The sequence below is a fragment of the Acinetobacter sp. TG2027 genome (assembly GCF_000302435.1).
Classification (GTDB): domain Bacteria; phylum Pseudomonadota; class Gammaproteobacteria; order Pseudomonadales; family Moraxellaceae; genus Acinetobacter; species Acinetobacter pittii.
Genome location: NZ_AMJN01000014.1, coordinates 53,595 through 71,706, shown reverse-complemented (window position 1 = coordinate 71,706; position 18,112 = coordinate 53,595). Strand labels below are relative to the sequence as shown.

At 39.6% G+C, this 18,112-nt stretch carries 14 protein-coding genes; 6 read left to right on the top strand and 8 right to left on the bottom strand.

Annotation, left to right across the window (positions count from 1 at the left end):
- Window positions 1-112: 112 nt before the first annotated feature.
- From B806_RS0104995 to B806_RS0104985, 3 genes are all read right to left on the bottom strand, one after another.
- Entirely contained in the window at window positions 113-466 is a 354-nt protein-coding gene (locus B806_RS0104995) for a hypothetical protein (protein ID WP_001039311.1), read from the bottom strand.
- A 462-nt stretch (window positions 467-928) separates the two neighbouring features.
- On the bottom strand, window positions 929-1,183 hold the full coding sequence (locus B806_RS0104990) for a hypothetical protein (protein WP_000861102.1): 255 nt from the start codon (window positions 1,181-1,183) through the stop codon (window positions 929-931).
- The gene (locus tag B806_RS0104985) at window positions 1,155-1,631 is read right to left on the bottom strand and encodes a hypothetical protein (RefSeq protein WP_001277128.1); all 477 of its coding nucleotides are present in this window, start codon (window positions 1,629-1,631) and stop codon (window positions 1,155-1,157) included. The genes B806_RS0104990 and B806_RS0104985 overlap by 29 nt, the downstream gene beginning before the upstream one ends.
- Before the next feature lie 361 nt (window positions 1,632-1,992).
- On the opposite strand from B806_RS0104985, the gene B806_RS0104975 reads away from it, so the two are divergent.
- The gene (locus B806_RS0104975) at window positions 1,993-2,577 is read left to right on the top strand and encodes an aminodeoxychorismate/anthranilate synthase component II (protein WP_000925673.1); all 585 of its coding nucleotides are present in this window, start codon (window positions 1,993-1,995) and stop codon (window positions 2,575-2,577) included.
- Window positions 2,578-2,672: 95 nt separating this feature from the next.
- Here the strand turns inward: B806_RS0104975 and B806_RS0104970 are convergent, their stop codons facing one another.
- Both B806_RS0104970 and B806_RS0104965 read right to left on the bottom strand, forming a co-directional pair.
- Window positions 2,673-5,438 carry a M1 family metallopeptidase gene (locus B806_RS0104970; RefSeq protein ID WP_017386562.1) on the bottom strand — a complete coding sequence of 922 codons (2,766 nt, stop codon included), beginning with the start codon at window positions 5,436-5,438 and terminating at the stop codon, window positions 2,673-2,675.
- A gap of 13 nt (window positions 5,439-5,451) precedes the next feature.
- Window positions 5,452-8,184 (bottom strand): TonB-dependent receptor, encoded by a 2,733-nt coding sequence (locus tag B806_RS0104965; RefSeq protein WP_017386563.1) that lies wholly within the window; start codon window positions 8,182-8,184, stop codon window positions 5,452-5,454.
- 355 nt (window positions 8,185-8,539) lie between these two features.
- Between B806_RS0104965 and trpD the strand changes: the two genes are divergently transcribed.
- Genes trpD through B806_RS0104950 form a run of 3 tightly spaced genes read left to right on the top strand, consistent with a single transcriptional unit; the run spans window position 8,540 to window position 11,110 of the window.
- The gene (trpD, locus tag B806_RS0104960) at window positions 8,540-9,589 is read left to right on the top strand and encodes an anthranilate phosphoribosyltransferase (protein WP_001982145.1); all 1,050 of its coding nucleotides are present in this window, start codon (window positions 8,540-8,542) and stop codon (window positions 9,587-9,589) included.
- 9 nt (window positions 9,590-9,598) lie between these two features.
- Window positions 9,599-10,405 (top strand): indole-3-glycerol phosphate synthase TrpC, encoded by an 807-nt coding sequence (gene trpC / locus B806_RS0104955; RefSeq protein ID WP_017402706.1) that lies wholly within the window; start codon window positions 9,599-9,601, stop codon window positions 10,403-10,405.
- A 9-nt stretch (window positions 10,406-10,414) separates the two neighbouring features.
- Entirely contained in the window at window positions 10,415-11,110 is a 696-nt protein-coding gene (locus tag B806_RS0104950) for a Smr/MutS family protein (protein WP_000066121.1), read from the top strand.
- Window positions 11,111-11,120: 10 nt separating this feature from the next.
- On the opposite strand, the gene xdhC is transcribed toward B806_RS0104950, so the two are convergent.
- Genes xdhC through xdhA form a run of 3 tightly spaced genes read right to left on the bottom strand, consistent with a single transcriptional unit; the run spans window position 11,121 to window position 15,987 of the window.
- The gene (xdhC, locus tag B806_RS0104945; RefSeq protein WP_017386565.1) at window positions 11,121-12,104 is read right to left on the bottom strand and encodes a xanthine dehydrogenase accessory protein XdhC; all 984 of its coding nucleotides are present in this window, start codon (window positions 12,102-12,104) and stop codon (window positions 11,121-11,123) included.
- Between the two features lie 6 nt (window positions 12,105-12,110).
- Entirely contained in the window at window positions 12,111-14,486 is a 2,376-nt protein-coding gene (gene xdhB, locus B806_RS0104940) for a xanthine dehydrogenase molybdopterin binding subunit (RefSeq protein ID WP_017386566.1), read from the bottom strand.
- Between the two features lies 1 nt (window position 14,487).
- The gene (xdhA, locus tag B806_RS0104935) at window positions 14,488-15,987 is read right to left on the bottom strand and encodes a xanthine dehydrogenase small subunit (RefSeq protein WP_017386567.1); all 1,500 of its coding nucleotides are present in this window, start codon (window positions 15,985-15,987) and stop codon (window positions 14,488-14,490) included.
- Between the two features lie 261 nt (window positions 15,988-16,248).
- Between xdhA and folE the strand changes: the two genes are divergently transcribed.
- The gene (gene folE, locus B806_RS0104930) at window positions 16,249-16,797 is read left to right on the top strand and encodes a GTP cyclohydrolase I FolE (protein WP_171061155.1); all 549 of its coding nucleotides are present in this window, start codon (window positions 16,249-16,251) and stop codon (window positions 16,795-16,797) included.
- Between the two features lie 150 nt (window positions 16,798-16,947).
- Complete coding sequence (locus B806_RS0104925) at window positions 16,948-18,099, top strand: extended-spectrum class C beta-lactamase ADC-150 (protein WP_017386568.1); 1,152 nt, start codon at window positions 16,948-16,950, stop codon at window positions 18,097-18,099.
- Window positions 18,100-18,112 lie beyond the last annotated feature (13 nt).

The window sequence follows — 18,112 nt, the reverse complement described above, 5'->3', positions numbered from 1 at the left end:
TCAATCTAAAAAATAAATAAAAAACACTTTAATAGTATGTGCCTATTAGAAAAGATACCTTAAATATTCTACTAGCAATAAAAAACCGCTTTAAGGGCTGTTCATCTAAAATTCACAGGTACTTAATGAAGTTTTTTTTCTGTCTTTGCATCTTTCTGGGCTCACAAATTTTTCCAATAAAGTTAGTTAACCACAAAATACTTTCTTCACGATCTTCAAAATGAGGTATAAGACTTAAATCTACTTTTATCTTGCGATCAGCTAAAGGCAAACTTAAACAATGTTCAAAGTCTATTGAGCTGTACTTCAATTTGAGTCTTTTTTCTGCAGCTTGATTCTTTATCTCAGCCATAATGCGATTTAGATTAACGATCAAATTATTTGAAATTTTATTATTTTCATATACCCGTTCGTAAACTGTCTCAGCTACATCAATGTAATTTATTAGCTCTACATTCTTATTCATGACATTTGTACTCCGTTTTTTATAATTATCCGTCTAAAATAATGTTTATTTGAGTTACTAAATCCTTCGCCTAGGTAAAGATTGTTTAAATTCGGTCACCCTGATTTTAAGTAAATATTTGAATTTATTATGCAATTACTGAGTTTTATAATATTTATATACATCTTTGTTCTTAACACCCCTTTTTTTCTATCACTTGCCCATCTAATTCACCACCAACACAGATATTCATTTTTACCAGCCTGGACTATATAGCAAAAAATAAAAAAAATCCGTACCTTGGGGAAGGTACGGACTATAAACTGAATAACTACATAGGAAGTAGAATACCTGTTTAATATACGATAAATTTCATGTTTTTTCAAATCCTAATTAAAAGCCCACGATTAAGTGAGCTTTTAAAACAAATTGGTGCAACGCTTATAACTTTGTCCACTATATCAAAAATATGCCATAAAGCGTCTAGACAGTCAACAAGTCTAAATTATGCTTTTCTACTAATTGAGAAGCTTTTAAACGTTCAACGATTTTAATCATTAGATCATTGGCAGTTATAACGTCGATTCCTTCAAATGCTTTTAGTGTTAATTGCAATTTATTATTAATTACATTTGTAATTATTGATATTTTACCAAAATAATCAGGGTAGTATTTCAAAGTTTCATTAACTTTCTCCCGACTAACGCCTTCATATAGTTTTACAGTGTATGTTTTCATTTGAACCTCCATTTTGTCTTAATCTTTTATCATGACCTAATAAATAAAATCTAGCGCAACTCACCATAATTGCGACCTGAGCTTTAGATTGGTTTGTTTCTTGAGCAACCTTCAACAATCCTTTATTTTCAACCTTATTTTTAATTAAACAAATTAATGCAAACTTAGTTGTAAAATCTGTTTTATCAGAATTTAATAGACTTCGTAAAAGTGCTTGAATTTGATCCGCCTCATAATCACTGATCTCACATCGAATATAAGATTTACTTTTTTGTACTTCTTTGCCAGCTTCACGCATCAACCAGTAAATTTGATTGATATGAAGCCCATCTGGCAAATCACCCCCTTTCATTCTAACTGTTTCACACCATGCGCCAAACTGCTCTAACCAACCGTCAATAGTATATTTAGACCAATCCATTTGTTGTGTTTTTAAAACTGCACTCATTTTTCACCTACCAATTGCTCAATTTGTTTAATCGCCACGCCTGCTTTCACTTGCTCTGTGCTGAACCGTAAAACTGTAAAACCCATCATTGCTGCGGAGTTGTATTTCTCCATATCCCCTAAATAGCCCTTGCCTCTTGTGTGACGGCCTCCGCTCCAGATCCGGGCGAAAAAGTTTTTGGTTATTGTCCTACGTGCAATCTGTCGTTACAGACACAAAAGAATCTGGTAAAGTAGCCACCTATTGAGGTGGCTTTATTTTATACAATGAGATAGGTACTTTTTCAATCTTGAGTACCAAATTGAGTACCAAAACCACATCAAAAATAAATCCTTTTATAAATCAGCGAGTTGAATATAAAATGCTTCTAATGATCGACAATTACGACTCTTTTACCTACAACATCGTCCAATACTTTGGCGAGTTGAATCAGGAAGTAAAAGTAGTTCGCAATGATCAAGTCACATTAGAGGATATTGAACGATGGCAACCAAAATATCTTGTGATTGGTCCTGGCCCTTGCTCTCCAAGTGAAGCAGGTATTTCAATTCCTGCAATTAATCACTTTGCCGGAAAAATTCCTTTGCTTGGCGTGTGTTTAGGGCATCAAAGTATTGGGCAAGCTTTTGGCGGAAAAATTGTAAGAGCCAAAACGGTGATGCATGGACGTTTATCTGATATGTACCATAGCAATAAAGGTATTTTCAGTAATCTTCCTAGCCCATTCTCGGCAACTCGTTATCATTCATTAGTGATTGATCAGGAAACGCTACCTGACTGTCTTGAAGTAACATGCTGGACCAATGAAGCAGATGGCTCAATGGAAGAAATTATGGGCGTTAAACATAAGACACTTCCTGTTGAAGGCGTACAATTCCATCCTGAATCCATTTTGAGTCAACATGGCCATCAAATCTTTAAAAACTTTTTAGACATCTACGCATAAGTCAGCCGTCAATAGATTGTTTTAAAAGTAATTTGATAAGAACCCTGAATAAAAAAGCCAACTACGATCAGTTGGCTTTTTTATGGCTGAATCAATTACAACTTTAACTGTTGCACAATTGACCCATCTTGTTTTGCTACCAGCGATTCGCAGAGTTGAATACGCTCTTTAGTCTGTTTCAATCCTCTTTCTACCCCAACCAATTCTTTAGTTCGTGGTGCAAAAAAGTCATTTAACTGTGCCGCTTGTTGTTGGGTACATGCTGCCCCACTAAACATTGCAGGGAAACGCCCAGCTGAAGATTTACCTAAACGATCAAATACAGCATCATGATTTACCTTAAACCAAGACCATAAGCCACCTTGTTCATCTCCATAATTATTGATTGAGTTGACCACAGTACGCACTTCACCAACTTTAACACGCGGGTTCAAAATCAACTGTCGTGCTTGTTGGCGTGTTGCTTCTTGATTTGCTGAACCTAGAGCTGTAAGAATCGCAAGACGCTGTGTCGGTTGAGTCACGCGTTGTAACTCTCCAGACAATCGATCAAAAGCAGATTGGCCCTTTTCTTGTACACGTACAGCTAAAATGGTTGGCAATAATTCAGGGGTTACTTGCGCAAAGTTAAGCTGCTTTTGAGCAAAGAGTGCATTTGACTGTTTTAAAATTTGTGCACGGACTTCTGGAACTTGAATATCTAAAGCAAGAAATCTAACCAACTCACTACGCCATAAACTGTCTTCAGCTGATTCGCCTGTTTTGCTGACATAACCTAACTGATTTAATTTAGGTAAATATAAATTGGCTAAGACTTTCCTAAAATGTTCATGTTCAGCGTCTGTTTTCAATACATGACGATGAATCGTACTTAACTGGGAAAACAGCGCTGTACTAATTTGTCGGCTATTCGAATTGGCAAATTTCTTCGCAGCATCTACGACAGCCAATAAATTAATATCACCATGGTTAAATGCCGCTGAAATTGCATAGGCATAGGCCAACTGTTCACTGTTAGAAAGCTTCTCTGTAGCCGCAGTCAGACGAGTAAATTCTTTTTGAGGCAAACTAAATTGGTAATACCCTGCCGCATCTGCATTTGGAATATACCAACTGCCAAGGCTGGCACCTTTGAGTTCAATCTTGACTTCTGTTTGGTCTACCAGCTCACACTGGACTTTACTGCCTGCATTTGGAACTTCATAACGTACACATAACGGTACACCCCAGAGGCTTCTTGCATCACCCTTTGAGCCCACAGGTAAATAACGGCTTTGCTTCACATTTAAAAAGACTTTATTGCCTTCTTGCTGTAGTGAAGTATTGAGTAAAGGTACACCCGGTTGATCAAGGAAACTTTTCATCGCTTTAGCAAAGCGCTCACTTTGCTCAGACTGCTCTGCTAAAGCGCTAATTAAATCATTGGCTGTCGCATTACCATATTGGTGCTTATTAATATAATTGCGCACCCCTTGTTTGAATTTTTCTTCACCTAAATAGTTTTCAAACATATTTAAAACAGCTGCACCTTTTTGATAAGTAATACCATCGAAAGCAGTTTGAATATCGGCATTACTTAAAATAGGCTGGCGAATACGGCGCACACTCACTAAGCTGTCACTTTTCATCGCATCTGCGGTGTCTGTAATACGTTCTAGGTCAGCATTAAATTCGGGATGTAATTTTTGAGTAATTTTACTTTGCATCCATGTGGCAAAAGATTCATTTAGCCACAAATCATCCCACCATGGCATCGTGACGACATCACCGAACCATTGATGTGCAAGCTCATGTGCATTGACATTAAATGAATTCTGTATAAAAGAAACTGGCGAGTCCTTATCTAACAACATTAGATAGTCTCTAAAAGTAATTAGCCCCGGGTTTTCCATAGCCCCAGCGGCAAAGTCTGGTGCTGCAAGTAAGTCGAGCTTGTCAAATGGATAACCAAAGGCAAAATAATCTTCTAAAGTTTTTAAAATGGCTGGCGTTTCAGATAAGGCATGCTGCATTTTTTCAGCTTTAGCACCGGGTGCAATACCACGTAACTGGATCGGCTGCTTACGCCATGAAGTTGCTCCAATATCAGATCCTTTTTGTAATTGCCACGGCCCAACAGCCAATGCAAGTAAATATGTTGGTAGTGGTTTGGTTTGTGCAAAACTGAGTGTTTTCCAACCCGACTTCTCTGCTTGCTCCGACGTTTGTTGGGTATTGGCAAACCCTGAATATTTGCTTGGAATCGTCAAACGAATATTAAACGGCGTTTTAAAACGTGGTTCATCAAATGATGGGAATGACTGGCGTGCACTAATTGCTTCCATTTGCGTCATCACATAAGGTTTACCCTCAAACTCGATTTTATAAATACCATCGAGCTGCTGGTCGTACGCCGCATTAAAATCTAGAACGAGTTGATACTGGCCTGCGGGTAAGGTTTTGGCAAATTTAATTTTACTCACCCCATCGACCTCGGAGGCTTGCTCATATTTTGCCTTGGTTTTAGTACCCTCTGCCGATGTAATATTCACATCTTTAACCGTCAAAGATTTACCATGAATCCAGATGTGATCTGTGGCTTGAGCCAGTTTTAAATGAATAGTGGTTTTACCGGTATAGCCTTTTTGTGCGGGATCAATCTTAAAATCTAAATCATAAGATTCGGGTATAACCCACTCGGGTAATTTACCAATCGGGATCTGTTCACTGTTATTCGATGCAAAAATCTGTGTCGCAGATAAAGATAATAATGTTGTAAGTAGCAATCTTTTTTTAAATGAAGGCTTGACCAGCATAAGGGGTTTTATCCTCTGTAGTTTTAAATAAAAAGATGCAGCAAATGCTGTACCACTTCGCTGCATCCATACATCATTCTTAGAATTTATAGTTAAACTCCAACCAACCTTGACGGCCAAATGGTGAATATGATCCTATCGGATAATACGGCCAACCGCCTGTGTCATCTCGTTTCACTTTGTCAAACAAGTTATTGATAATGATTGAAGCAGAAGCTTTTGGAGAGATTTGATAAGTACCACTCCAATTCACCAAATACGTTGGGCTTAAATAGGCAGTCTGGTCGCCGTTTGGAATTTTGCCATAACGATTAACTAATACTGTTGATGCCCAATCACCAAAGCTCCAGCTGAGACTAGTATTAAAACGGTCACGCCAATCCGGAATACTTAAATCTTTTAAATAGTCATCTTTCTCGCCATCTTTTGATTGTTGATATTCATGTTCTAGTACACGGCTATAATTGATCGTCCAGAGAAAGTTACCAAAGCTGTCTGTTTTCCAGCGCCATCTGCTAGTGAAATCAATCCCGCGGGTATGGTCGGATGCAGCATTAATCGGAACGATATTAATATTCTTAATTACATTTGGGTCGACAACTGCATTTGCAGGGTTACGCTCCACACGTGCTAATGCATCAATACAGGCTGCAGAGTTAATATCTTGGTTGCCTAAACGACAATCTGCTTCCAAACGTAGAATTTTGTCCGCACTTAAGTTGGTCACAAGATTATCAATTTTGATATCCCAGTAATCGACGCTGATATCAAATTTATTGGTTGGCGACCAAACAAACCCTGCACCATAAGATTTACCCTCTTCAGGTTTCAGCTCTTTGTTTCCGGTTAAAGTGTAGTTCGCCCCAGGTGCGTAATCTTTAAAGGTACATTTATCTAAAGGTTGTCCCGTTTGGCTACAACGTAAATAGTCAGTCGTACTTGCGAAATAACCTTTTTGCTTATTTAAGAAGAGATAGTTCATATCTGGTGCACGAAAACTAGTTGCGTAGTTACCGCGCACCAATAAAGTCGGATGTGGCCTAAACTCAAGGCCTGAACCAAAAGTTAGCTTATCAATACTGTTATCTGACAAAGCATAACGGTCATAACGTCCGGACAAGGTTAAATTTAAGGGCTTTGCTAAAGGTAAGAATAATTCTGCACCAAGTGCTTGGCGTGTACGAGTACCACTATATTCTCCACTAGAACTCGTATTATAAAACTCACCATTTTCCACTGCCTGATCTGGCTTAATCGAAAAGCCTTGACGCCCAATTTCAGCCACTGCTGCAAGTTTGGCAGTTCCCGCAGGTAACTTAAACACATCACCATTCGCACTTAAGGTTAAACTTTGTGCCCACGATTTATCTTTTTCTTTTGTTGTGCCCGAAATACTTTCAAATTCACTTGCTGTTAATGGTCGACTTAAACGATCTAAGTGAGGTGAATAAATAGGAATACCATCTGCATCTGTACCAAGTTGCTGACCTAAGAAATATTCATCAACATTCGAACGTAATAAGCCTTGGCGGTTTAGCTGACTAGTATAAATGGAACCATTATAGGCTGCTTCATAACTCCAGCTCGTCTCTCCAATATCGCCTCGAATTCCAAAATTTAAGTTAGAAGAAAGTTCTTTCCATTTTTTATTTATTCGTTCTACCCCACCTAATTCTTCAGGTGCAAAACGGCGATTCCAAATTTCATAATTTCCCGAATCTTGATTTAGGAAATAACCACTCGTTGCAGCTAAAGAAGTCCATGTCGGACTACGGGTATTATTTTCAATTTGGTTTGCCCCAATCAAAAAATCTGCAAATAATTGGGTTTTATCATTTAACTCATAATCTAAACCGAGATAACCATTTTGGCTGCGGTTTTGGGTCTGAACCGTCCAATAAGTTGGCCGTGCCAAACCACTGGCACAATTGTCCGCCCCTGCTTGTCCAATATTATTGACTGATCCGTTAAATAAACCATTAAAGGCCTGACATCCACCAATAGAAAGGTATTTACCAGTATCGGCATTTTTACGGCCCACAATCGTGTCTGGTTTTTCTCCCAAACGAGTTCGGCTCTTCATAAAATCCCGATCGGCTGCCCATATCGGTTCACGGCCGCTGAGTTCAACCCCATAAACCAGACTAAGCTTGTCTAAAGTTTTACTACCACTTAGTTGTAAACGTAAATTTTCACCACCTTCTTTGGTTCCACCTGCCTTAATATTAAATTGTGTGCCGTCTGTTTTCTTTTTCAGAATAATATTTACCACACCTGCAATTGCATCTGAACCATAAATTGCAGAAGCGCCACCGTTTAATATTTCAATACGGTCAATAATGGCAGTTGGAATATTGGCTAAGTTCACGAAATTGACAGAACCGTCGTACGGTACAGGATAGTCTGCAACCCGATGTCCATTAATTAAAGTCAAAGTATGATTGGGTCCCAGACCTCGCAAACTAATGGCGTTCGCTGCAGGTGTAAAAGTATTTCCATAATCGGCACCTTGCACAAAACCAGTGTTTTGCGTCAGGTTATTGAGTGCGTCAAATGCATTACTAAAACCTTGTTTTTCAATATCAGCTGCGGTAATGACGGTCACACTGGTCGGGCCATCTTTTTGTGCTTTTGAAATCCGAGAACCTGTCACCGCAACACGAACTACTTTATCTGGTTTAGCTTGGTTTTGTGTTTGCTCTACGGTTTCTTGCGCATAGCTTTTTAATGGATGAAACAGTGCAACAAATACAAAAATAAATGAGCGCTTATTTTTTAAAGCCCCTACATATTTCAAGTTATTTAAATACATATTTATTAATAGACAAAATAAAGATCGCCCTACTATATCCACTTTTATTTGGTTGATTTATACACATTTTTTCTAGATATATTGATGTTTAAGATATACCAAATGGTTAATTATTTATCATAAAAACTCACAACAAACTAAAACCTTTTTCAATAAATAAATTCTGTTTATGACTCAAACCCATACCCTAACTGAGCAAAATTTTTAAAACTCTTATCGAACAGCAAAAATCTTTGGTTATTTTCTGCTAACATAGCCCCCTAGCTAGTGAATCATGGAACGCAATAGGCCGAACCTCCCACACTCGATCAACTTCACCTAAAAATTTTAATCATTAATGCTGTAAATCATGACTATGAATATCCAACAGGCGCTCAACCACATTACCAAGAACATTCATTTGACTCAGCCTCAAATGGAAGAAATTATGCGCAGCATCATGCAAGGTGAGGCAACCGAAGCACAAATTGGTGCTTTAATGATGGGCCTACGCATGAAAGGTGAAAGCATTGACGAAATGACAGCAGCCGCACGTGTCATGCGTGAATTTGCGATCAAGATCGATGTAAGTGATATCAAACATTTAGTTGATATTGTGGGTACTGGCGGTGATGGACAAAATTTATTTAACGTCTCTACAGCATCTAGCTTTGTGATTGCTGCAGCAGGTGCGACCATTGCAAAACATGGTAATCGTGGCGTTTCAAGTAAATCAGGTTCATCAGACCTACTTGAACAAGCGGGTATTCACCTTGATTTAGATATGCAACAAACCGAACGCTGCATCCGTGAAATGGGTGTGGGTTTCTTGTTTGCACCAAACCACCACAAAGCCATGAAATACGCTGCTGGCCCACGTCGTGAACTTGGTATTCGTAGTATTTTTAATTTACTTGGCCCACTGACCAATCCAGCTGGTGTAAAACGCTTTGTGATTGGTGTGTTTTCAGATGAACTGTGCCGCCCAATTGCCGAAGTGATGAAACAACTTGGTGCCGAACATGTCATGGTTGTCCATTCAAAAGATGGTCTTGATGAAATCAGTCTTGCAGCTCCGACAACTATTGCTGAGCTTAAAGACGGTGAAATTACGGAATGGACCCTTAATCCGGAAGATGTCGGGATTGAGTCACAAACATTAAATGGTTTGGTTGTCGCAGATGCAACGGCGAGTCTAAAGCTCATTAAAGATGCTTTAAGCAAAAATAAATCTGATATTGGTGAAAAAGCTGCAAACATGATTGCGCTTAATGCAGGCGCAGGCATTTATGTAGCGGGCATTACCAAGACTTATGCTCAGGCTGTTGCATTCGCTCAAGATATTATTTACGGCGGGCAAGCATTAGAGAAAATGAGTGTTTTAGCTGAATTTACTAAAACATTAAAACAATCTCAGGCAGATTAAGGACTTCTCATGATTAATATTCAAAATACCATTTTAGGTAAAATTGTTGACCGTAAACATGAGGAACTTGCTGCGCGTTTAAAACAACGTAATTTGCAAGATGTAGAAGAGCTTGCAAAAGCAGCGACTCCGGTGCGTGGCTTTGCAAAAGCTTTACAACATAAACGTCCGGGCGTGATTGCTGAAATTAAAAAAGCATCTCCATCAAAAGGAATCATTCGCGCAGACTTTAATCCTGCCGAAATTGCTCAGCAATATGAACAAGCTGGAGCAGCATGTTTATCGGTATTGACCGATGTTGATTTCTTTCAGGGGGCAGATGAAAATATTGCGATTGCCCGTAATCATTGTGCCCTACCTGCTTTACGTAAAGACTTTTTGGTCGACCCATACAATGTAGTTGAAGCACGTGCTTTGCATGCTGACTGTATTTTATTAATTGTTGCTTGTTTGTCTGACCAGCAACTCGAAGAAATGTCTAAAACTGCGTTTGAGCATCAACTTGATGTATTGGTTGAAGTTCATGACGAAGAAGAGTTAGAGCGTGCCTTAAAGCTTTCTGAGCAATGTTTATTAGGCGTGAATAACCGTAATTTAAAAACCTTTGATGTAGATTTAAATACTACTATTCGGTTGAAAAAATTACTTCCGGCCTCACGTTTATTGATCACTGAAAGTGGTATTGCGACACCAGATGATGTACGTATGATGCAAGAGCATGATATTCACACTTTCTTGGTTGGCGAAAGTTTTATGAAACAACCACGTCCAGATCAAGCTTTTACTGCCCTTTTTGGACAACCTCAAACGGTTTAATGAAGATATATGAGTAATAAAGATTCATCGCTTTCTAAAGAGCAACAAAAGTTATTGAAGCAATTTAAAAAGCAAATCTCCAATCCTCATTCAAGCAAAATCGCAAATCAGCCTGAGTCTAAAAAATCTCAGGCTGATTCTGAAGAATTGGAAGACACACATCTATTTAAGCAGGCTGTTGCAGGCGTTAAACCCATCAACAATAGTAATATTGCCGATGTAAAAACCCCACGTGCCAAAAAAGTTGATGCACAAACACTGGCGAAACGTGCAGCTGCCGAAGGTGGTCGTGATACCGAACATGCCGAGCTATCAGATACACAAGCTGCTTTAAATCCGGTCGCAAGCCAAGCAACGTTAAGCTATCGCATTGCGACTCTTCAACATAAGGTTTTTGAAGACTTAAAAGCAGGCAAGATGCGTTGGTTTGAAGCTGTAGATTTACACGGCTGTACCATTGAACAAGCACGTGACGCAGTTTTACAAATCATCCAGATGGCAAAAGATGAAAATCAAAATGTCATTAAAATTGTGCATGGTAAAGGCCCAGAAGCGGTCTTAAAAACCTATGTCAACGGATGGCTACGCCAACATCGTGATGTTTTGGCATTTGTAAGTGCTCCTGAAAACCAAGGTGGCACAGGTGCCGTTCTCGTACTGCTTAAACGTGCAGAAAAAAATCCAAAATTCGAACAAAAAAAATGATCCTTTAGGATCATTTTTTTACATCAAATACCTGTAATAATTGAGCAACTACTGCAATGGCAATCATTGCAGGTTGTTTTGATGAAATCCCGTCTATCCCGATCGGACAAACCAAACGTTGTAATGTTTCCGAAGTATAACCTCGCACCTGCATACGTTTTTCAAAAATGGCCCTTTTACTTTTTGAGCCAATCATCCCAACATAAGCAAATGGTTTTGCCGTAGGTTTTAAGGCTGTAAAACACAGTTGCAGATCTAGTTGATGATCGTGCGTTAAAATTAAAACTGCACCTGAACGGTCAAAATGTTCGATCTCGGCTTCTAAGGTATCAGTTGTTATACAGTACGCCTGTTCCAGTAAATCGGATGGGAAAATATCATCACGCGGATCAATCCATTTCACCCTCACACCAATAGGTAATAAACAACGGACAATTGCTTCAGCCACATGCCCCGCGCCACAAATCAGCACTTGCATGGTATTTGGTTGAATCTGCTGGCTAAATTGCCATTCTTCACTGCTGCCAGAATGAAACTCGAAACTTGGTTGTTGTTCCCTATCCATCGTTTGCCAAGTGGATGCATATTGATATGAGGCATTACGCCATATATGCTTTCCAGCTCGCCATGCTTGCAAACTCCCAGATAAATCCGACGCAATTTCAGCGGGTAATATTTTTTCAAACAATAACCACATTACTCCGCCACAACACTGCCCAAGCCGAGCACTGAGGTTAAAGCGTTCAATACGCCTCACACAAGTTTCCGATTCTTTTAACATTGCTTTAGCAATATCAATCGCCTGAAACTCTAAATGCCCACCACCTATCGTATCTGACTGCTGCCATTGCTGTTGCAAATTAAATCGCAACAACATCGTTGCACCAACCTCTCGTGGCGTAGAACCATCAGCACGGACCACTGTGACCAGTACCATAGGCAGAGCATCGACTTGCCACGCTACAAAATCAGTCCACCATTGTAAATGTTGCATAATCTTCTACATTTTAGCCTGTGGGCGAGCAGCCAAATCTTGTCCCCGTCCAATCGCAATTGCACGTAAAATTTCCTCGGCAGTTGCCGGAGCATTGAGCATGAGCGGTGCATTTTCTGGAATAGCCGCCTGTACTGCCTGACGAATTGCAGAGAAAACCGATAATGCCAACATAAATGGCGGTTCACCTACCGCTTTAGAGCGATAGATGGTGTCTGCCTGATTTTGATTATTAAACAGTTTGACATTAAAAATATGAGGAATGTCCACACTGGTCGGGATTTTGTAAGTTGAAGGTGCATGGGTAAATAATCGGCCTGCGTGTGGACCCTGCGGCTGCCAATACAACTCTTCTGTCGTGAGCCATCCCATCCCTTGCACAAACCCGCCTTCAATTTGCCCAATATCAATTGCAGGGTTAATTGACCGCCCGACGTCATGCAAAATGTCGGCACGTAATACTTTCATTTCCCCAGTTAAGGTATCTATTGCGACCTCACTAACCGCTGCACCATAGGCATAATAGAAAAATGGACGCCCCAAATGGTTGACCTGATCATAGTGAATTTCTGGCGTTTTATAAAAACCACTATCCCATAGTTGTACACGTGCCATATATGCCCGTTGAACCAAGTCAGGAAATGTCCATGAATGACCATTGGCTGTTGAAACCATACTATCTTCAAACTGGACTTGGTCAGCTTCACTTTGACTTATTTCGGCTGCAAGTTTAGCCAGACGCTCACGAATTTTAATACAGGCATTTTGAACAGCTTTACCGTTTAGATCTGCGCCACTCGATGCTGCAGTTGCCGAAGTATTTGGTACACGAGAAGTATCGGTTGCAATTAAACGAACGCTATCGATGGGTAAACCCAACTCATGTGCAGCAACCTGCCGTACTTTGGTATATAGCCCCTGTCCCATTTCTGTACCACCGTGTGTAATCGCGACAGTGCCATCCATATACACATAGACCAATGCACCTGCCTGATTGTAATGCACGGCGTTAAATGAAATACCGAACATTAATGGTGTTAATGCAATACCACGCTTAATGATGTCATTGTTCTGATTAAAGGCATGAATAGTCTGTCTACGCTTCATGTAATCACTACTTTGCAATAGTTCGGCTACCAATTTTGGCGCAACATTATCACGGACTTCTGCCCCATAGTGCATACGGTCACGTCCAGCGCCGGGCTGCTCGGCAAAGAAATTGCGCTGACGAATTTCAACCGGATCGCAACCTAAATAACGAGCAATATCATCAATAATATTTTCAATGACAAACATACCTTGCGGTCCACCAAAACCACGATATGCCGTATTGGAAACAGTATTGGTTTTACAACGTAAGTTACGTAGCTCAACTGCATTTAGATAATAGGCATTGCCAATATGGCAAATCGCACGTTCATTCACTGGCCCAGAAAGATCAGCCGAAAAACCACAGTTTGAAGCCAGTTGTACCTTTAAGCCTTGCAAAATACCAGTGTCATCAAAAGCCACAGACCACTCATAAGCAAAACCGTGACGTTTGCCTGTAGCACTCATGTCATCATCACGATCTAAGCGTAATTTACATGGACGGCCCGTTTTTTTTGCTGCCAAAGATGCAATGCATGCCCACTGCGCCGACTGTGACTCTTTACCACCAAAACCACCACCCATACGGCGGCTTTCCACACTCACCTGATGCATATTCATGCCTAATGCATGACAAATCAGTAACTGCATTTCGGTTGGATGTTGTGTCGAGCAATAGACTTTTAAACTCTGATTTTCTTGTGGAATCGCATAGGAAATTTGCCCTTCAAGATAAAAATGCTCTTGCCCACCCAGCTCAATAGCACCTGAAAGTTGATGAGCTGCATTTTGAAATGCTTGCTCAACTTCACCATGACTAAATTCAACAGGTGGTAACACCCACGATTCTTTTTTAATTGCATCTTGAATCGTTAAAATCGGAGTTTCGGGCACATACTCAATTTTTGCTAAGCGAACTGCCTGACGGGCTTGCTGATAACTCTCGGCAACAACGACAAATAAGGCTTGTCCATAAAATTCGACCTGCTCTTCGGCAAAAATTGGGTCATCTTTGACAATTGGTCCCCAATTATTTTCAACCTTAATATCCTTTGCCGAAAAAACTGCATAAACACCTTCAGCCTGACGTACGGCATCCAAATCAAACTTACTGATTTTGCCTTTGGCACAATTTGAAAATCCAACTGCCAAATGCATGGTATTTTCAAGCTCGGGTAAATCATCAATATAAGTTGCCTGCCCAGTCACATGTAAATGTGCACTTTCGTGTGGAATCGAGTCGCCTGCTTTAGCTGATTTTTTAGAAATATTTAAGTCAATGGTTTGATTCATTTTAGATCTCCACCATAGCGATCAAGTCATTCACACGAGTCATCGTTTGAGACAGGATTTTTTCTACATAAAACCGCTGTAAACAGTTTTTCGCGACGTGTAAACGATATGCCGAGCTAGCACGTCCATCATCTAAGGGTTGATAGTCTTGCGACAAGGCCTGCTGCGCCTGAACGATCAATGCTGCTGTAAGTTGCTGGCCTTCCAATATGGCTTCTGCATATTTTGCACGTTTGGGAATAGCAGCCATACCACCAAAAGCAATTCTTACATTGTGAGCGACATCATCATTATCTAAATCGCATGAAATGGCTGCACATACCGCAGAAATATCTTGCTCAAAACGTTTGGCAATTTTATAGCTGGCAAATTTAAAACGTGTCTGCCCTTCGCGAAGCGGAATAACAATCGCCTCAACAAACTCACCAAGTCGTAATGCTGTTTTTTGATAATCTATATAAAAGTCTTCCAAAGCAATTTCACGAGTCTGTTCACCTACGCGCAAAATCAATCGTGTACCTAGTGTAATTAATGCCGGCATTGAATCACCAATAGGCGAACCATTAGCAATATTTCCACCTAGTGTTCCTGCATTTTTAATCGGCATGGAAGCAAAACGGCGCTGTAATTCTTGAAAGTCGGGATAAAAATCTGAAATTTTAATGAGTGCATCGCTCAAACTTACATTTGCTCCAATCGTTAAAGCATGGTCTATGACTACAATCTTTTTCAGCTCTTCAACCTGACCGATATAAAGCATATCGCCCAAATCACGGCCCTGCTTTGTGACCCACAAACCTACATCTGTGCTACCTGCAACAATACGTGCTTGCGGCAACTGTAAACGTAAAGTAGCAAAATCCTGCAAAGTCTTGGGTGCAAAAAATTGCTGCTTTTGATCATTCAAATGCAATGCAGCTAATGTTCTGATCTCTTTTAATACATCAATTACTTTTTGACGGTTTAATAAAACGCGCGGATAGTCATATGCTTTTTGTGCTGCATCTAAAATAGGGCGATAGCCTGTACAGCGACATAAGTTTCCAGAAAGATAATCACTGATTTTATCTTTGCTTGGAGAATGTTGTTCATTTTCGTACATTGACCATAACGACATGATAAAACCGGGTGTACAAAAACCGCATTGTGAACCATGCATATCAACCATCGCCTGTTGTACCGGATGAAGTATGCCATCTTGTACAGGCAATAAGCTACGAAGGTCTTCTATTGTAAATAGGGCCTTACCATCTAAAGTGGGTAAAAACTGAATACACGCATTCACACTGCGTAATTGCAGGTTGTCATTGACCAACTCACCAATCACTACTGTACATGCACCACAATCGCCCTCAGCACATCCCTCTTTTGTACCAGTCTGCCTAGTCTTACCAGTTTGGGTATATTCTCGTAGAAATTGTAAAACCGTCATTGTAGGTACTACATTTTCTACTTGCTGCTGACCACCACGAAAAAAGAAGGTGATTGGACGTTCTAACATGTTTTATCCTTGTGCTTTATAATAATGCTTCTGTGCAAATATGATGCCATCAGGCGATCATTTAGAACTTAACAATATTAAGCGCACATTTTATGTCCAATCACTTGACTATTAACGATAAAAAACATGAAATTTATTCATCTTTTATTAAGCTCGCGCAAAACCAAAATAAATATAGTGCGAGGATTTATGAACATCAGGTCATGTTTCTGATACAATGCCGAGCTTGTCTAATAGAGTAAATTTATACGTCTTATGTCAATGCAGCAATCGTACGCAAATATCCTGACTGCCGTCGGTGAAGATCTTGATCGTCCCGGCCTTAAAGATACGCCTGTGCGTGCGGCTAAAGCTTTTTCATATTTAACTTCTGGCTATAGTAAAACTTTAGAAGAAGTCACCAATAATGCTGTTTTCCCATCAGATAACCATGAAATGGTATTGGTGAAGAATATTGAATACTATTCGCTTTGCGAACATCATCTCCTCCCATTCTATGGCCGTGTTCATGTTGCCTATTTACCGGAAGGCAAAGTTCTCGGCTTATCTAAATTCGCGCGTATTACCGAGATGTTTGCTCGCCGTTTGCAAATTCAGGAAAATCTGACTCAACAAATCGCCGAAGCCGTCGCAGAAGTGACTGGCGCACGTGGTGTGGCTGTAGTTATCGATTCAGCACATATGTGTATGATGATGCGTGGTGTAGGTAAACAAGAGTCTACAACCCGTACAGTTTCATTTGTCGGCGATTTTAAAACCGACAAAGAAGCTCGTCGTGAATTTTTAAGTGCAGTACCAGAAAGCTATTAATCCGGTTTTACTGCCAAAATAAAAGCCCGACGAAGTTGGGCTTTTTTTATATCTATTTAAAGCACTTAACCAATAAAACATAACAATTAAATTTGGTGATTTTTGTTATAAAAGTACGCATCTTTATTTTTAAACGATTTAGAGTTAATCATGCGATTTAAAAAAATTTCTTGCTTACTTTTACCTCCTCTTTTTATTTTTAGTACCTCAATTTATGCGGGCAATACACCAAAAGACCGAGAAATTAAAAAACTGGTAGATCAAAACTTTAAACCTTTATTAGATAAATATGATGTGCCGGGTATGGCCGTGGGCGTTATTCAGAATAATAAAAAATATGAAACGTATTATGGTCTTCAATCTGTTCAAGATAAAAAAGCCGTAAGTAGCAGTACCATTTTTGAACTAGGTTCTGTCAGTAAATTATTTACCGCGACAGCAGGTGGATATGCAAAAAATAAAGGAAAAATTTCTTTTGACGATACGCCTGGTAAATATTGGAAAGAACTAAAAAACACACCGATTGACCAAGTTAACTTACTTCAACTCGCAACGTATACAAGTGGTAACCTTGCCTTGCAGTTCCCAGATGAAGTACAAACAGACCAACAAGTTTTAACTTTTTTCAAAGACTGGAAACCTAAAAACTCAATCGGTGAATATAGACAATATTCAAATCCAAGCATTGGTTTATTTGGAAAAGTTGTGGCATTGTCTATGAATAAACCTTTCGACCAAGTCTTAGAAAAAACAATTTTTCCAGATCTTGGCTTAAAACATAGCTATGTAAATGTTCCTAAAACTCAGATGCAAAACTATGCTTTTGGCTATAACCAAGAAAATCAGCCAATTCGTGTTAACCCTGGTCCGCTAGATGCTCCAGCATATGGGGTTAAATCGACGCTACCCGATATGCTTAAGTTTATTAATGCCAACCTCAACACACAGAAATATCCGAAAGATATTCAACGTGCAATTAATGAAACACATCAGGGTTTCTATCAAGTCGGCACCATGTATCAGGCACTTGGTTGGGAAGAATTTTCTTATCCAGCGCCTTTACAAACTTTATTAGACAGTAATTCAGAACAAATTGTGATGAAGCCTAATAAAGTGACTGCCATTTCAAAAGAACCTTCAGTTAAGATGTTCCACAAAACTGGTTCAACCAATGGTTTCGGAACTTATGTCGTGTTCATTCCTAAAGAAAATATTGGTTTAGTCATGTTAACCAATAAACGTATTCCAAATGAAGAACGCATTAAGGCAGCGTATGCCGTGTTAAATGGAATAAAGAAATAATCGTCTTGCCTAA

Excerpts from the sequence above, each read along its gene's own strand:
- B806_RS0104965 (WP_017386563.1), bottom strand. The coding sequence starts at position 8,184 with ATGTATTTAAATAACTTGAAATATGTAGGGGCTTTAAAAAATAAGCGC.
- B806_RS0104995 (WP_001039311.1), bottom strand. The coding sequence starts at position 466 with ATGAATAAGAATGTAGAGCTAATAAATTACATTGATGTAGCTGAGACA.
- xdhC (WP_017386565.1), bottom strand. The coding sequence starts at position 12,104 with ATGCAACATTTACAATGGTGGACTGATTTTGTAGCGTGGCAAGTCGAT.
- trpD (WP_001982145.1), top strand. The coding sequence starts at position 8,540 with ATGAATATCCAACAGGCGCTCAACCACATTACCAAGAACATTCATTTG.
- B806_RS0104975 (WP_000925673.1), top strand. The coding sequence starts at position 1,993 with ATGCTTCTAATGATCGACAATTACGACTCTTTTACCTACAACATCGTC.
- trpC (WP_017402706.1), top strand. The coding sequence starts at position 9,599 with ATGATTAATATTCAAAATACCATTTTAGGTAAAATTGTTGACCGTAAA.
- B806_RS0104985 (WP_001277128.1), bottom strand. The coding sequence starts at position 1,631 with ATGAGTGCAGTTTTAAAAACACAACAAATGGATTGGTCTAAATATACT.
- B806_RS0104990 (WP_000861102.1), bottom strand. The coding sequence starts at position 1,183 with ATGAAAACATACACTGTAAAACTATATGAAGGCGTTAGTCGGGAGAAA.
- xdhA (WP_017386567.1), bottom strand. The coding sequence starts at position 15,987 with ATGTTAGAACGTCCAATCACCTTCTTTTTTCGTGGTGGTCAGCAGCAA.
- B806_RS0104925 (WP_017386568.1), top strand. The coding sequence starts at position 16,948 with ATGCGATTTAAAAAAATTTCTTGCTTACTTTTACCTCCTCTTTTTATT.
- folE (WP_171061155.1), top strand. The coding sequence starts at position 16,249 with ATGCAGCAATCGTACGCAAATATCCTGACTGCCGTCGGTGAAGATCTT.
- B806_RS0104970 (WP_017386562.1), bottom strand. The coding sequence starts at position 5,438 with ATGCAGCGAAGTGGTACAGCATTTGCTGCATCTTTTTATTTAAAACTA.
- B806_RS0104950 (WP_000066121.1), top strand. The coding sequence starts at position 10,415 with ATGAGTAATAAAGATTCATCGCTTTCTAAAGAGCAACAAAAGTTATTG.
- xdhB (WP_017386566.1), bottom strand. The coding sequence starts at position 14,486 with ATGAATCAAACCATTGACTTAAATATTTCTAAAAAATCAGCTAAAGCA.